Below are 14,366 nucleotides of genomic sequence, written 5' to 3'. Positions count from 1 at the left end.
ACGCTTGGGCTTAATGCTAGGCCATTGTTTCCTCAGAAAGCGCGATATCGTCTGTGGTAAACGCGCTATTTTGCGGTTTTTGCAGATGCAAGCTACTGCCGGCGCGCTCTGCTTCGATCACGATCAGGCGCGCAGCGGGCAAAACCAGGCTAGCGCCAGCCTGTAGCCAATGATCTCTGGCGTCGCCTTCTATGGTCAGCCAGACCCTGCCTCCTGCTATCTGCAGATTTTGTGCATGCTTAAGTTGAAAGGAAATGAGCGCGCCAGGCGCCAGTTGATGGACATCCTTTGTGAATTCTATTAACATTTTATTGCTCCTTGCTGTGCGCATAAGATGGGTGGTTTGCCTACTTGATGAATTCATTCTAGAGCAAGGCACGGTGCTTGCAAAACGAGTAATATTCTTCAGTCTTGCTAATATTTATCACATCACTATTCTTTAAAAAGGGGCTGCTTCTATGTCTGACTTTCGCCGTTTGCCGAATCTGGCAGCCTTGCGCGCTTTTGAGGCTGCCGCCAGACATCAGAATTTTTCGCGCGCCGCTGAAGAAATCCATCTGACGCATGGCGCTATCAGTCATCAGGTAAGGGCGCTGGAGCAAGAGCTAGGGGTAGAGTTATTTACCCGCAATGGCAAAAAAATCGCGGTCACTGCGGACGGCTTGCGCTTTGCCGAAGTAATCCGTACGTCCTTAAGCCAGATCGCGCAGGCCACCGCCGTCTTGCAAGACGTGCGGCGTCCAAAGCGCCTGACGATCACGACCTTGCCGTCCTTTGCGGCGCGCTGGCTGGCACCGCGTCTGGAACGCTTTATTGAAATCTACCCGGATCTGGAAGTAAGTTTGCATTCGAGCAACCATAAGGTCGATTTTGCCAAGGAAGGCGTGGATATCGCGATACGTTTCGGTGTCGGCGCGAAACAAGCGGGTTTGTGCAGTGAGCATCTGATGGATGATGTGTATTATCCGGTGCTTAGCCCACACTTTAACGGTGGGGATTTGCCAAAAAATCCGCAAGAGCTGCTGCCCTCGCAATTACTGCGTTGCCATGATGAGCCCTGGCTGGGCTGGTTTCGTTTGGCGGGCTTGGATCTTCCCGAGCCTAGCGGCGGTCTGCTCTATCAGGATTCGTCGATGTTAGCGCGGGCCGCTCACAATGGACGCGGTATCGCGCTGGGACGCCATAGCATAGTGCAAAGCGAGGTGGCGAGCGGCCAATTGCTGCGTCTGTTTGAGATCGCCTTGCCCTGTCCATCTTCGTATTATTTAGTGTATCCGGAGCGGGGTCTGGAGCTGCCGCAAGTGCGCGCATTTCGCGCATGGCTATTGCAGGAAATCGCCGGTACGCAAGTTCAATGAAGCTGGATTTTTATATACTCCCCCTTAATTATAAAAAAATAAGCGGTTTGCGCATATATTCATTGCGTATCAAAAATGTACTGGGTGGGAGTATATGTCGCTAGCCAAAATATGGCGGCGTGAGTGCTGCCAGGAAATAGCGCGGATCTGGCATCAAATAAGGCGGGGCATTGCAATTGGGGTGCCGCTGCCGTGCTTGTCAGTGGCACCCATTGCCGTATTTATAGCACCATTTTCACCATAGGATGGGACGACAGCGCACGGTAAAGATTATCGAGTTGCTCGCGATTTACTGCCAGTATTGTCACGGTCAGCGACAGATAGTTGCCTTTGCTGGAAGGCCGCATCTCCATCTTGCCAGCGTGAAAAGTAGGGTCGTGCAGGGTCACCACTTCGACGATAGTCTGGGCAAATGATTCTTGCATGATCCCCATGATCTTGATGGGAAAATCGCTGGGGTATTCGATCAGACTCTGATCGTGGGGGATTTCTGGCATGTTCATAGCGTTCTCGGTATTTGCATTTATCAATAGTTTTTAGATACTTGCCGCCTTGGCGTCCTGGTAAGCGGCATACAGTTGATGGTAGATGGGGCCGGGAACGCCTTTTCCTATAGTCTGCTCGTCAATTTGTACCACGGCAAGCACTTCCTTGGTGGCGGACGAGAGCAATACTTCGTCGGCCTCAAATACTTCGGTGCGGCTGATGCGGTGGCTCTTGAACCGGATTCCGTGCGCCGCGCATAGCTCTTCTATCAGCCCGTAGCGTATGCCTTCGAGGATTAAATTGTCTTTCGGCGGGCCCATCAGGACGCCATCTTTGACTATCCAGACATTCGAGGCCGAGGCCTCGGTCAGAAAGCCATCGCGAAATTGTATGCTTTCTATGGCATCGTTTTCGGCCGCATTCTGTGCTGCCAATACATTGCCCAGCAAAGAAATCGACTTGATGTCGCAATGCAACCAGCGCTGATCTACCATGGACACGCATTTCACGCCGGTGTTGCGCACCGCATCGCTAATCACGGGGATAGGGCTCGTCATGATGAAGACGGTAGGTACCATCTCGGCCGGAAACGCATGCGAGCGTTTGGCCACACCGCGTGTCAGTTGCAGATATACCATCTGATCGTCGGCTGTATGCGCATCCATTACTTGTTGAATCAGTGCTAGCCATTCTTCTTTCGTATGCGGATTGGGAATGCCGATGGCGGCCATGCTGCGAAACAGGCGTGCCAGATGCTGCTCAGCGCGGAACATCTTACGGCCATACACCGGTACCACTTCATAAATGCCATCGCCAAAAATGAAACCGCGGTCCAGCACCGGGATATGGGCTTCAGAAAGTGGGGTAAGTTTGCCGTTCAGGTAGACCAGAGGATCGTTCATGATGAGTGTCGGTAAGAGAGAAGTCAGGAAGCTCATTCTTACACAGTTTGGCCATCATGCTTATGCAAAATACACATAAAAAAACGCAAACAAGAAACCCTAAATGTGGGTCTTTGTTTGCGTTTTTTTGTCCATTTCTAGAGCGGACGTTCGGGCCGCCAGCCTTTGGCTTACTTAAACATCAGGCGGATAGAATCCCAGGCGCGCCCAAAAATGCTAGCTTGATTGACTTGCTCCAAAGCGACGACAGGAAACTCCGCAATGGCTTTGCCGTCGAGCATCATTTTTACCGAGCCTACCCGGCTGTTTTCGACGATAGGGGCGACCAGCGGATCTTTTCTTTCTAGCGCCGGTTTCAGCTTGGCGGCCGCGCCTTTTGGCAAGGTCACATACAAATCGTTGCTAAAGCCAATTTTGACTTGCGCCTGGGTGCCTTTCCAGACTTCCGGTGTGGCGATTGCCTGGCCTTTGGCATACAGTTTTACGGTGTCAAAATTCAAATAACCCCAGTTCAGCAGTTTCAGGCTTTCTTGCGCGCGTACCTGGTCGCTGCTGGTGCCGGTGACCACAGAAATCAAACGGCGCTGGCCGCTGCCATTAGGGCGTATCGCTGACGAGATCAGGCAATATCCTGCCGCTTCGGTATGGCCGGTTTTCATGCCGTCCACTGTCGGGTCTAACCACAGCAGACGATTGCGGTTAGGTTGGGTGATTTTGTTGTAGGTAAAACTTTTAGTTGAGTAGTAAGTTTTGTAAAACTCAGGATGATCTGTGATCAGGCGTAATGCCAGGGTAGACAAATCTTGCGCCGTAGAATAGTTTTCTGCGCTAGGCAGGCCATGTGCATTACCCCAGTGGCTGGACTTCAGCCCCATGCGCTCGTTTTCACGATTCATTTGCACGACGAAGGCCTCTTCGCTGCCGGCAACTGCTTCTGCCAGTGCCACCGCGGCATCGTTGCCTGACTGTACGATCAGACCGTACAATAAATCGCTGATACTGACCGGTGTGGCTGGATCGATAAACATTTTAGAGCTGCTGGCATCGACCTTCCAGGCGCGGGTAGAGACATTGATCTTTTGATTCAGGTCGAGCTTCTTGTCTTTCAGTGCCGAAAATACCAGATAGGCGGTCATGATCTTGGTCAATGAAGCCGGTTCTATACGCAGGGCCGGATCTTGCGAGGCGATCACCTGATTACTGGTGGCGTCCAGCAACAGCCAGGATTTGGCCGCGATGGTCGGCGCAGGTAAGCTTTGTGCTGTCGCCAGTGAGATACTTAGCAGAGAAACCGCTGTCAGTACAATTTTGGAGAGGAAATTTTTCATTAGTAAACTTTGGTAACAATCCGGGTAAAAAAACGATTAGGGCGATACGATGGTGAAGAGATAAAAAACCTAATCCCACATATTGACCACGAGATTCTTAATATGTTGCAGGCGCCGGTGAAAAAAATGATCGGCACCGGGTATCACCACCACAGGAATATCTTGCGGACGCAACCAGTCAAACACGGCTTGCAGGGGTATCGTGTCATCGAGTTCGCCATGAATCAAAATTGTGCGGGCTGGGATATCGGGCATAGCCCACTTACCGGCCGCGGCACCGACTAGCACCATGCGCTGCACTGTGTCCCCTTGTGCCGCCAGCCTTTGTTGCAGGCTAGCCTGGACAAAGGTGCCGAAAGAAAAGCCAGCCAATGCCAGTGGCAGATCGGGATATTGCTGGCGCATATGGCTCAGCAGCGTCTGCATATCATCGGTTTCGCCAATGCCGGCATCGTGCGTGCCGGCCGATTTGCCAACCCCACGAAAATTCATGCGCACTGTGGCGTAGCCCAGTGACACAAAGGTGCGTGCCAGCGTTTGCGTAACCTTATTGTCCATAGTTCCGCCATACAGCGGATGCGGATGGGCGACCATTGCCAAGCCGCGTGGCGCAGCTAAACTTTCAAGATCAGGCAGATCGAGTGCGCACTCAAGCTGGCCGGCGCCGCCGGGAATGAAAAAATACTCTGTTTGTGCATTCATGCTGGTTCAGTTTAAATCTTCAGGCGTTCAACGACACCGCCGCCGACCAGATCGACTTCGATGATCTCGTCTATGTCGGATTGATCCACATAGGTGTACCAGGTTCCTTGTGGATAGACCACTAGTACCGGGCCTTCGTCGCAGCGATCGAGACAGGCAGCCTTATTGATGCGTATCTTGCCCTGACCGTTTAGGTCTAGTTGTTTGATGCGTTTTTTTGCGTGTTCCTGGGCCGCTTGTGCACCGCGTTCGGCACAACAAGGGCGGCCGTCATCGCGTTGGTTCATGCAAAAGAACACATGTTTTTGAAAATAGGGGGTGTCAGACATGGTAATTTCTTTGATTGCCAGAGGGAGCCCGTATGATACACGCTGTTCAGCTTGCAGCATGCGCCAGCAGTCTAGGCTTTATTTTTGTTTGGGTTGATCGGGAATAGTCACGGTATCGTTGTCCAGATCGTCTGGCTGTAGTTCGTCCGCATTCGAGTCAGGTATAGGCCGGTCAAATAAATACCAAAGCGCGATTAGTGGCCAGCATATCGAGAGAAATTGGGCCGCCCCGTAAAAGTTAAGAAATTTCCCATGCGTTAAACTTTGCATGCTGAGCAAGAAATACGGATTACTAGGTACCAGATTAATGAGTATCAGGCTAATCAAGAGCATCAAAATTGCCAGTCGCCGTTGCGCACGCGAAGGTGCGAATGAAAAACCGTATAGCATGATGACACTGATCAGTAAGCCGCCACGCGCGCCTGGTGTTAGCCAGCCGAAGGCATATTCTGGTTTGAATAATAGGGCACTGGCTAAGGCTTTGGTGCAGACCGCAGCGAGTAGCAAAAGACTAGATAACCAAAATTTAGGCGCATGCCTATTCAGTATGAAGAGACAAATTAAGACGGCACCGGTTGCGCCACAGGCCGTGATGATGGTTTCTGAGAGTAGGTATTCGGCGGCATCGAGCTCTATGCCTTGCAATAAGAAAGCGCTCAAATCTATATCGATAGAGAAATACTCGTCTAGCCAAAGTGATATTAGCGGCAAAATCTGACCCAGCCCGAATAAATACGCTTGAGGATAGATTTGCGCCAATGGCCATAAACCCAATACCAGCATTTCTCGGCTGGCCTCATGGTGTAGCCATTGTCTGCGTAATAAGTGCAAGCGGCCTTTCTCCAACACACTAGGTATCAATAAGGCACCGAGTAGTGCACCGAGCAAGGTGCCGCTGCTATTGGTGATGACATCTAAAATTGAAGTCACCCGACTGGGAAGAAAATACTGCACGCCTTCCATTGCAACGGATAATAGGGTGCCCGCAATAGTTGCCAGCAATACTGAGACTATTCTGGAACACGTGGGATATAGGGCAAAAACGAGCAAAATGCCCAGAGGCAGGTAGCCGACCACATTCATGGTGGCGTCAAATAAGGTCCAGTAGCGTGGCCACTGTTTGGCGACTTCAAGTAAGGTCACCAGATTATCCGTTTGCCATCCTGAGAACGGGTACCAACTGGCATACATAATCAGAAACAGGTAAGCCACTAAAGTGGCGCGCGAAAACGGTGATGCTGCGGCTTCTATGGCGGGAGTCGTTGGCATACTGTCTGCTCTGTAAGGCGGATAATGTTTTTAAACTAATTTCCTGCGTTCGTCTGTAGCCAGAGCATGATCTCGCTAACGGTGCTGTCGGCGGCGATCTGCATCGCCTTGGCACCGCCCGCTGCATCCGCGCTGGCTGATTTACTTGCCAGGCTAAAGTAGCGTTGTGCGATTAATTTATTTCTCTTCATGAGAGTGGCACGCAAGCTGATCTGGGCATGGCTTTGGCTGGTGCTGGTGAATATCTGTGTAAATTCATCGATATCAATTTTTAAGATGGCCAGGTCGCTCACTCCATCCGCCACAGAGACCACGGTGGCGTCGGCGGCGGCCATTCTTGCTTTGATTCTTTGTGTGAGTAGCTGCGCTGGCGGCATACTCCAGCGATGTTGGGCATACGGACGCAGCATTTGTGCATTGTCGTAGTCCAGTCTATATAGCATGGCATTGCTATCGAGCGCGGCGGGGGCACTGACATCGGCCAGGCTGATGGCGATTTTTATACTGCCGGGTTGGCTGTTAACGGGGAGTGCGCCGAAGTCATAGTTAAAACGTGGCGCTGCTGGGCTGCCAGCACAAGCCTGTAGCAGTACAACTAAGGCAAGGCTAAGGCAAAGTTTGGCTAGATGGGTGGGTGTCATCAGTTTCTTCCGTTTATTTGGGGGCGACAAAGCCAGCTTCACCGGGGCCAGGTAGCCCTGCGTTATTACCGAACAAGATACTTTGCGGCCGGTCGTTAAGATTTTCTACTGCACGTGTTAGCGAACGCATAGAGCTGCGCGCCTCACGGCTCAATGAGTTAATGGCGGGTAGCGTCTCTTGCGTTACGCCTTCACTAATATAGTCAGCCGCCAGATTGAGTTTGACAATTGTGCCGTCGCTAGCCTGTAGCTTGCTTGCCAATAGATTGAAGTTATTACTCATGCGACTGGCATCGGCCGAAAACACCTTAAACGCAGCAGCACTGCCCTGGGCTTGTTCAATTAAGGCGGGTAGTTTATCCAGTGTCGGTTCCAGCTTGCCAGGTACTGTTTGCCATGCTGCGGCGGCGCGACCGATGTTATCCACTGCAGTCACCAGCGATTTGCGATTATCAGGATCGAGCAGGCTGTTGAGGCGCTTACTGAGTTCTTCGGTCTGGTTCAGAATCGCCATGCCACGTAGCTCTAAATTTTGCATCATGCCCGGGCGTAGTGGTATACGTTGTATACCACTGATTTTTTCTATAGCTGGCGTTGGCGCTGGCGTTGTCGATAGGGAAGTGTCTTCATCCAACTGCACATAGGCGATGCCAGTCACGCCCTGGTAGCCTAAAGTAGCAAAAGTTGCCGGTGTCACTGGGGTGTCCGGCAAAACATCGATCCTAAGTAAAATCTGACCGGGATTATTGTCATCAAAATCGATGTCTGTGACATTGCCTACCTTAATGCCTTTATAGCGTACTGCTGCTTGCAAATTTAAGCCGGCAACCGACAATTTGGTCGCGATCAGATATGGCGTTCTTTGTATCCGGTCGCGCCCTAGCCACAGCGCAAATACGGTGGCCAAAGCTATCAGGGCGATGGTGAAAAAACCTGCCATCAAGGCGTGGGATCTGCTTTCCATGATACGTGTATTACTCCTTAGCGTAGCGCGCTGGGTCTGGCAATGGATATTGATAGGTCGAAGCTAGGTCGGTGCTTTGGCCATCTATGGTTTGTGGCAATGGCTTGGCAGGTAATACTTGCATGGCGCGTAAGCCGCGTCCGCCCAGAAAAAATTTCTGAATAAATTCATGCTGATATTCGACGACTTCGGCGGGCGGACCTATCGTAATGACGTGTTTTTCGGCCAGCACTGCAATTCTGTTGGACAAGGCAAACAAGGTATCCAAATCATGTGTGACCATGACCACGGTCAAACCCAATTGCTGATGCAGGGACTTGATCAGGCTGACAAAACTATCGGAGCGATCAGGGTCTAGCCCGGCAGTCGGCTCATCGAGGAACAGTAGTTCTGGATCGAGCGCCAAGGCACGCGCTAGCGCGATACGTTTGATCATGCCGCCCGATAAATCCGCCGGCATTTTGCTCGCGTGTTCAAGATTGATACCGGCCATGTGGAGTTTCAGATGGACCAGGTCCGTGATCAGTGCCTCGGACAAAGTGCCTAGTTCGCGCATAGGCTGGGCCACATTTTCAAATACGGTCAGAGCCGAATACAGTGCGCCATGTTGAAACAGCATGCCCGAGCGTTTGCGTAAATAAATAAGATGTTCGCTATTGGGGCCATGTAAATCTTCGCCAAAGACTTTAATGCTGCCGCGTGCGGGTTGCTCTAAGCCCAGCATTTGTCGCATCAGTACGGTCTTGCCCGAGCCTGAGCCTCCGACTATCGAAAGTATCTCGCCCTGCATGACTTGCAGATCGAGCTGATCGTGGATCACCGCTCGTCCGAACTGGGTGCGCAAGTTGTTGATCTCTATGATGCTAGTGGCCGCCATTAGTAGCCTGTCTTACTAAAAATAATCGCAAAAATGGCATCGGCGATAATTACAACCGTAATCGAAATAACCACTGAACTGGTAGTGCCTTGTCCCAGGCTTTCAGTGTTCGGTTTGATGCGTAGCCCAAAGTGGCAGGCCACCAAGGCTATTAATATGCCAAATACAGCGCCTTTGCCCAAACCTATCCAATAGTTTGCCAGTGAGACGGCTTCCGGCAGCTTGTGTATAAAAAATCCTGGAGACATGCCCAGGCGTGCTTGCGCCGCCAACATGCCACCGATTAAAGCCATGACATCGGTCCAGATCACGATCAGCGGCATGGCGAGTGCCAGCGCCAAAACTTTTGGCATGATCAATCGGTAGCCCTGCGGGATTCCCATGACGCGCATGGCATCCAATTCTTCGGTGACCCGCATCACGCCCAATTGGGCGGTAATCGCAGAGCCTGAGCGGCCCGCAATCAGGATCGCTGCAAGCATCGGCCCCAGTTCCCGTACTATGCTCATTCCGAGAATATTGACAATAAATAGATCTCCTCCAAAGGTCGCCAGTTGTTGCGCCGACAGATAAGACAGCACCACCCCGATCAACATACCGACCAAAGCCGTAATCCCCAACGCCTGAAAACCAGTCCGAAATAGATTGGCGGATAGTTCTTTCCACGGCCCCTTAATTGGGTGGCGTATGAATAAGCCGATATCGAGTATCAGTTGCCCTAATAACGCAGTAAAGCTGAACAGATGCTCAAAAAACCCTAGCATCACAGTCCCTAATTGCATCACTCGTGTCAGCCGCGGCTTGGGGAGTGTCGGTACGCTTAGCTTACTCACTTGAGCTAAACGCTCGAAGATCCCTATGTGTGCTGGTAGTAAAACCAAGTTCTCGGGACGTTGCTTGCCCCAGGCTTGCCATAACATCTGCGCGCCGATATGGTCGAGTGCGCTGATGCCTGTCAAATCCCAGTTTAGTTTCTTGCCGCTTAATTCACTCAATTGGGTACTCAGCGCGTCCATCTCCGCTTCAGCAGATAGCACATGAACTAGCCATGCGCCCGCTACATGGGCGCTAGCGACTGGGTCTTGATTGAGTGTCAGGGTGGGAAGAGTCTCTCTAAGCATGTTGTTAGTGTAAGGGAGAAATGCTTATCCATCAACGAATCTAGTCCCTATCGCATGCTTTGGCCTAGTTTAGTGCGGCTAGATTGAGACTGCGCAACGCCACGTGCTCGTCATAATGCAAAGGCCGCCCGCGCATATTCTATGCGGGTCGCCAGCGAAGTAATCGAACTGCGACCGAACATCGCCTTTAAGATGCACTATTTTATATAACTGCTGGCTATATAAAGTCATTGTTATACAAACGGAAAAATGCGCAAGAGGAAGCTCGCCAGGTAGCTTGTGACGACGTAGGCACTATCGCAGAAATATTTTAGTCCCGTCATTGCTGTTAAGAGTATGCGCCTCCCACTGCACACAAACGAAACGTATAAGTGCAGAAATAGCTAGTTAGCATGCGGATCATTTCATCTCGATCAACGATCAAGCCTTGAACAAAGGAGGAATGTTTTCTAGACTAAGAAGCCCAGATCAGTTAACCGTGCTGACACTTATTCTTCGAACAATAGCATGCGGCTGGTTATCTTCTTTTGTTGACTTCGTCAGATTTTTGGGTGTACACTCGCGAGTTCTCGTTTTTATATGGTTCATCTCTGCGTTTCCTCTTTTGGGCTTGCTAATTTGATTCTTTATCGTCGGGACGCTATTAATTTCGGTTAATGGCAAATATAGATTTATGTCCCCGGGCAACCGTTTCCGGGTTTGTGTTTAACGTTGTATTTTGTTGGATTAAAAACGATGCCAACCATCAATCAACTGATTCGCCAACCACGTGTTTCTGTACGTGTGAAAAGCAAATCGCCGGCGCTGGAAAACAGCCCGCAAAAACGTGGCGTATGTACCCGCGTTTATACGACAACTCCAAAGAAGCCTAACTCGGCTTTGCGTAAAGTTGCCAAAGTACGTCTGACCAATGGTTTCGAAGTTATTTCGTATATCGGCGGTGAAGGCCATAACTTGCAAGAACATAGCGTAGTTTTGCTGCGCGGTGGTCGTGTAAAGGATTTGCCGGGTGTACGTTACCATATGGTTCGTGGTGCTTTGGATACTCAAGGTGTTAAAGACCGTAAGCAATCTCGTTCCAAATACGGTACGAAGCGCGCTAAAGCTGTTAAGAAGTAATCAGCTTGTAATTTAACCTCTGTAATCTTAATGATTCAGAAAGTGTCGGTCGGAATTTGACCGAGTAAGTGGCTAGCTATGATGGTTTGCCGCGAGCGTCGATAAATTTATTATCGGCCCGCTCAACTGAAGATTGAAAGGAATTGAAATGCCACGTCGTCGTGAAGTCCCGAAACGGGATATTTTGCCGGATCCAAAATTCGGTAATGTAGATGTATCAAAATTTGTAAACGTATTGATGTTGTCTGGCAAGAAGTCTGTTGCTGAAGGCATTATCTATGGTGCGTTTGATCATATCCAACAAAAATCCGGTAAGGATCCGTTGGAAGTGTTTGCAGCTGCAATCAGTAATGCTAAGCCATTGGTTGAGGTTAAATCTCGCCGTGTTGGTGGTGCTAACTACCAGGTTCCAGTTGAGGTTCGCCCAGTTCGTCGTATGGCTTTGTCTATGCGTTGGTTGCGTGAAGCGGCTAACAAGCGTAGCGAAAAATCCATGCCACAGCGTTTAGGTGGTGAATTGATGGAAGCCGCAGAAGGTCGCGGCGGCGCAATGAAGAAGCGTGATGAAGTGCATCGTATGGCTGAAGCCAACAAGGCCTTCTCTCACTTCCGCTTCTAACTCATTGAGAAAATGAGACAGTGAGAGGTCGTTGCATGAATTTTATGTGATGATTTCCGTAAGTACTTTGAATCAGACCGGGCGCGATTTTAATTATAAATTGCGCTCGGTTTTGTCCATTAAAAGATTTAGGATTAGCTATGGCCCGTAAGACCCCCATTGAGCGCTACCGCAACATCGGTATTTCAGCTCACATTGATGCTGGTAAAACAACTACAACTGAACGTGTATTGTTCTACACCGGTGTAAATCATAAAATCGGTGAAGTGCATGATGGCGCGGCTACCATGGACTGGATGGAGCAAGAGCAGGAGCGTGGTATTACCATTACTTCTGCTGCGACCACATGCTTCTGGAAAGGCATGGCGAACAATTTCCCTGAGCATCACATCAACATTATTGATACTCCAGGCCACGTTGACTTCACTATTGAAGTTGAGCGTTCCATGCGCGTTTTGGATGGTGCATGTATGGTTTACTGCGCGGTAGGTGGTGTTCAGCCTCAGTCTGAAACCGTATGGCGTCAGGCAAATAAGTACAAAGTTCCGCGTTTGGCTTTCGTCAATAAAATGGATCGTACTGGTGCGAACTTCTTCAAAGTTTACGAGCAAATGCGTACACGTTTGAAGGCGAATCCAATTTTGATGCAAATACCTATCGGTGCTGAAGAAGACTTCTTGGGTGTTGTTGATTTGGTCAAGATGAAAGCGATTTACTGGGATGAAGCATCTCAGGGTATGAAATTTGACTATCGCGAAATTCCTGCTGAGCTGGCCGCTTCTGCACAAGAATGGCGTGAAAAGATGTTGGATGCCGCTGCTGAGTACAATGAAGAGTACATGAATAAGTACCTTGAAGAGGGTACTTTGTCTGAGGAAGAAATCAAGATAGCTATTCGTGCTCGTACGATTGCTGCTGAAATCGTTCCTATGATGTGCGGAACTGCGTTTAAAAACAAAGGCGTTCAAGCCATGTTGGATGCAGTCATTGAGTACTTGCCGTCACCGGTTGATATTCCGCCAGTTGCTGGTTTGGATGAAGATGATGTTCCTACTACGCGTAAGCCTGAAGATACTGAGAAGTTTTCAGCTTTGGCGTTTAAGATCATGACTGATCCGTTTGTTGGTCAGTTGATTTTCTTCCGTGTTTACTCTGGTATGGTGAAGTCAGGCGATACCGTTTATAACCCGAATAAGAACAAGAAAGAACGTCTGGGTCGTATTTTGCAGATGCATGCAAATCAACGTGAAGAAATTAAAGAAGTTCATGCTGGTGATATCGCTGCTGCCGTCGGTTTGAAAGACGCAACTACTGGTGAGACTTTGTGTGATCCTAGTTCCATCATTACTCTGGAGCGCATGGTTTTCCCTGAGCCAGTTATTTCTCAGGCTGTTGAGCCTAAGACTAAGGTTGATCAGGAAAAAATGGGCTTGGCCTTGAATCGTTTGGCGCAAGAAGATCCGTCTTTCCGTGTAAAAACAGACGAAGAATCTGGTCAGACAATCATCGGTGGTATGGGTGAGTTGCATTTGGAAATTATCGTTGATCGTATGCGTCGTGAATTTGGCGTTGAAGCGACAGTTGGTAAGCCGCAAGTTGCATATCGCGAAACTATTCGTAAGACTGCCGTCGATGTTGAAGGTAAGTTCGTTAAGCAATCTGGTGGTCGCGGTCAGTATGGTCACGTTGTATTGACACTAGAGCCTCAAGAGCCGGGTAAAGGTTTTGAGTTCGTTGATTCGATCAAGGGCGGTACTGTTCCTCGTGAATATATCCCTGCAGTTGAAAAAGGTGTTATCGAAACTTTGGCATCTGGTGTTTTGGCTGGTTACCCAGTTGTTGACGTTAAAGTTACTTTGACGTTCGGTTCTTACCATGACGTCGATTCCAACGAAAACGCCTTCCGTATGGCGGGTTCAATGGCGTTTAAAGATGGTTGCCGTAAAGCTAGCCCAGTAATTCTCGAGCCAATGATGGCGGTTGAAGTTGAAACGCCAGAAGACTACGCCGGTACTGTAATGGGCGATTTGTCTTCACGTCGCGGTATGGTTCAGGGTATGGATGAGATTCCTGGTGGCGGCGGTAAGATTATTAAAGCCGAGGTGCCTTTGTCCGAAATGTTTGGTTACTCGACTTCACTGCGTTCAGCTACGCAAGGTCGTGCGACTTATACTATGGAATTTAAGCACTACGCTGAAGCGCCAAAGAATGTCATCGATGCAATCGTGACTGCAAAAACTAAGTAATAAAAACGGAACGCCCGCTCTTATAAAGGGCGGGCACATACTCTAATCGTTCTTTTTGAAGGAAGAATAAAATGGCAAAAGGTAAGTTCGAACGCACCAAGCCGCACGTTAACGTCGGCACAATTGGTCACGTGGATCATGGTAAAACTACATTGACTGCAGCGATCGCGACAGTATTGTCCAAAAAATTTGGCGGCGAAGCTAAAGCTTACGACCAAATCGATGCGGCACCAGAAGAAAAAGCGCGCGGTATTACAATTAATACTGCTCACGTAGAATACGAAACAGAAGCGCGTCACTACGCTCACGTTGACTGCCCAGGCCATGCTGATTATGTTAAAAACATGATTACTGGTGCTGCTCAGATGGACGGCGCAATCTTGGTTTGCTCCGCAGCTGATGGTC

At 49.7% G+C, this 14,366-nt stretch carries 16 protein-coding genes; 5 read left to right on the top strand and 11 right to left on the bottom strand.

Translation table 11 applies throughout. The features are described from left to right. Nucleotides 1–16: 16 nt before the first annotated feature. Nucleotides 17–307: a DUF2917 domain-containing protein gene (locus ACO0K8_RS19740; protein WP_422948361.1), complete on the bottom strand. Its 291-nt coding sequence runs from the start codon at nt 305–307 to the stop codon at nt 17–19. Nucleotides 308–458: 151 nt separating this feature from the next. Between ACO0K8_RS19740 and gcvA the strand changes: the two genes are divergently transcribed. Continuing rightward, complete coding sequence (gene gcvA, locus ACO0K8_RS19735) at nt 459–1,358, top strand: transcriptional regulator GcvA (protein ID WP_422948360.1); 900 nt, start codon at nt 459–461, stop codon at nt 1,356–1,358. 221 nt (nt 1,359–1,579) lie between these two features. On the opposite strand, the gene ACO0K8_RS19730 is transcribed toward gcvA, so the two are convergent. The 10 genes from ACO0K8_RS19730 to ACO0K8_RS19685 all read right to left on the bottom strand — a co-directional run bounded on the left by ACO0K8_RS19730 (nt 1,580) and on the right by ACO0K8_RS19685 (nt 9,977). Next, complete coding sequence (locus tag ACO0K8_RS19730; protein WP_422948509.1) at nt 1,580–1,885, bottom strand: DUF493 family protein; 306 nt, start codon at nt 1,883–1,885, stop codon at nt 1,580–1,582. Nucleotides 1,886–1,894: 9 nt separating this feature from the next. Continuing rightward, nucleotides 1,895–2,746, bottom strand: a complete 852-nt coding sequence (locus ACO0K8_RS19725; protein ID WP_422948359.1) for a D-amino acid aminotransferase — start codon at nt 2,744–2,746, stop codon at nt 1,895–1,897. Between the two features lie 170 nt (nt 2,747–2,916). Beyond that, entirely contained in the window at nt 2,917–4,074 is a 1,158-nt protein-coding gene (locus ACO0K8_RS19720) for a D-alanyl-D-alanine carboxypeptidase family protein (RefSeq protein ID WP_422948358.1), read from the bottom strand. Nucleotides 4,075–4,143: 69 nt separating this feature from the next. Continuing rightward, complete coding sequence (locus tag ACO0K8_RS19715) at nt 4,144–4,776, bottom strand: alpha/beta hydrolase (RefSeq protein ID WP_422948357.1); 633 nt, start codon at nt 4,774–4,776, stop codon at nt 4,144–4,146. Nucleotides 4,777–4,787: 11 nt separating this feature from the next. Next, the gene (locus ACO0K8_RS19710; RefSeq protein WP_422948356.1) at nt 4,788–5,105 is read right to left on the bottom strand and encodes a (2Fe-2S) ferredoxin domain-containing protein; all 318 of its coding nucleotides are present in this window, start codon (nt 5,103–5,105) and stop codon (nt 4,788–4,790) included. A 78-nt stretch (nt 5,106–5,183) separates the two neighbouring features. Next, the gene (locus ACO0K8_RS19705; protein WP_422948355.1) at nt 5,184–6,374 is read right to left on the bottom strand and encodes a VanZ family protein; all 1,191 of its coding nucleotides are present in this window, start codon (nt 6,372–6,374) and stop codon (nt 5,184–5,186) included. 35 nt (nt 6,375–6,409) lie between these two features. Continuing rightward, nucleotides 6,410–7,015 (bottom strand): ABC-type transport auxiliary lipoprotein family protein, encoded by a 606-nt coding sequence (locus tag ACO0K8_RS19700; protein ID WP_422948354.1) that lies wholly within the window; start codon nt 7,013–7,015, stop codon nt 6,410–6,412. 13 nt (nt 7,016–7,028) lie between these two features. Continuing rightward, entirely contained in the window at nt 7,029–7,979 is a 951-nt protein-coding gene (locus ACO0K8_RS19695) for an MlaD family protein (protein WP_422948353.1), read from the bottom strand. A 10-nt stretch (nt 7,980–7,989) separates the two neighbouring features. Continuing rightward, the gene (locus ACO0K8_RS19690) at nt 7,990–8,856 is read right to left on the bottom strand and encodes an ABC transporter ATP-binding protein (RefSeq protein ID WP_422948352.1); all 867 of its coding nucleotides are present in this window, start codon (nt 8,854–8,856) and stop codon (nt 7,990–7,992) included. Next, nucleotides 8,856–9,977, bottom strand: a complete 1,122-nt coding sequence (locus ACO0K8_RS19685) for an MlaE family ABC transporter permease (RefSeq protein ID WP_422948351.1) — start codon at nt 9,975–9,977, stop codon at nt 8,856–8,858. The genes ACO0K8_RS19690 and ACO0K8_RS19685 overlap by 1 nt, the downstream gene beginning before the upstream one ends. A gap of 735 nt (nt 9,978–10,712) precedes the next feature. Here ACO0K8_RS19685 and rpsL point away from each other — a divergent pair. From rpsL to ACO0K8_RS19665, 4 genes are all read left to right on the top strand, one after another. Then, a complete protein-coding gene (gene rpsL / locus ACO0K8_RS19680; RefSeq protein WP_126126975.1) occupies nt 10,713–11,096 on the top strand; it encodes a 30S ribosomal protein S12 in 384 nt (127 codons plus the stop codon). A gap of 148 nt (nt 11,097–11,244) precedes the next feature. Then, entirely contained in the window at nt 11,245–11,715 is a 471-nt protein-coding gene (gene rpsG, locus ACO0K8_RS19675; RefSeq protein WP_126126974.1) for a 30S ribosomal protein S7, read from the top strand. 140 nt (nt 11,716–11,855) lie between these two features. After that, nucleotides 11,856–13,961, top strand: coding sequence for an elongation factor G (gene fusA, locus ACO0K8_RS19670; protein WP_422948350.1), 2,106 nt, complete (start codon nt 11,856–11,858; stop codon nt 13,959–13,961). Between the two features lie 71 nt (nt 13,962–14,032). Beyond that, a partial coding sequence (locus tag ACO0K8_RS19665) for a GTP-binding protein (protein WP_422946255.1) occupies nt 14,033–14,366 on the top strand: 334 nt, incomplete at its 3' end.

Source organism: Undibacterium sp. Ren11W, from assembly GCF_049340485.1.
Taxonomy (GTDB): domain Bacteria; phylum Pseudomonadota; class Gammaproteobacteria; order Burkholderiales; family Burkholderiaceae_D; genus Undibacterium.
The sequence above is the reverse complement of the archived record's forward strand: the minus strand, read 5'-3'. Positions and strand labels throughout refer to the sequence as shown.

Coding starts and splice junctions, on each gene's coding strand:
- fusA (WP_422948350.1), top strand. CDS start 11,856: ATGGCCCGTAAGACCCCCATTGAGCGCTACCGCAACATCGGTATTTCA.
- ACO0K8_RS19685 (WP_422948351.1), bottom strand. CDS start 9,977: ATGCTTAGAGAGACTCTTCCCACCCTGACACTCAATCAAGACCCAGTC.
- ACO0K8_RS19720 (WP_422948358.1), bottom strand. CDS start 4,074: ATGAAAAATTTCCTCTCCAAAATTGTACTGACAGCGGTTTCTCTGCTA.
- rpsG (WP_126126974.1), top strand. CDS start 11,245: ATGCCACGTCGTCGTGAAGTCCCGAAACGGGATATTTTGCCGGATCCA.
- ACO0K8_RS19740 (WP_422948361.1), bottom strand. CDS start 307: ATGTTAATAGAATTCACAAAGGATGTCCATCAACTGGCGCCTGGCGCG.
- ACO0K8_RS19705 (WP_422948355.1), bottom strand. CDS start 6,374: ATGCCAACGACTCCCGCCATAGAAGCCGCAGCATCACCGTTTTCGCGC.
- ACO0K8_RS19700 (WP_422948354.1), bottom strand. CDS start 7,015: ATGACACCCACCCATCTAGCCAAACTTTGCCTTAGCCTTGCCTTAGTT.
- ACO0K8_RS19725 (WP_422948359.1), bottom strand. CDS start 2,746: ATGAACGATCCTCTGGTCTACCTGAACGGCAAACTTACCCCACTTTCT.
- gcvA (WP_422948360.1), top strand. CDS start 459: ATGTCTGACTTTCGCCGTTTGCCGAATCTGGCAGCCTTGCGCGCTTTT.
- ACO0K8_RS19710 (WP_422948356.1), bottom strand. CDS start 5,105: ATGTCTGACACCCCCTATTTTCAAAAACATGTGTTCTTTTGCATGAAC.
- ACO0K8_RS19695 (WP_422948353.1), bottom strand. CDS start 7,979: ATGGAAAGCAGATCCCACGCCTTGATGGCAGGTTTTTTCACCATCGCC.
- ACO0K8_RS19715 (WP_422948357.1), bottom strand. CDS start 4,776: ATGAATGCACAAACAGAGTATTTTTTCATTCCCGGCGGCGCCGGCCAG.
- rpsL (WP_126126975.1), top strand. CDS start 10,713: ATGCCAACCATCAATCAACTGATTCGCCAACCACGTGTTTCTGTACGT.
- ACO0K8_RS19690 (WP_422948352.1), bottom strand. CDS start 8,856: ATGGCGGCCACTAGCATCATAGAGATCAACAACTTGCGCACCCAGTTC.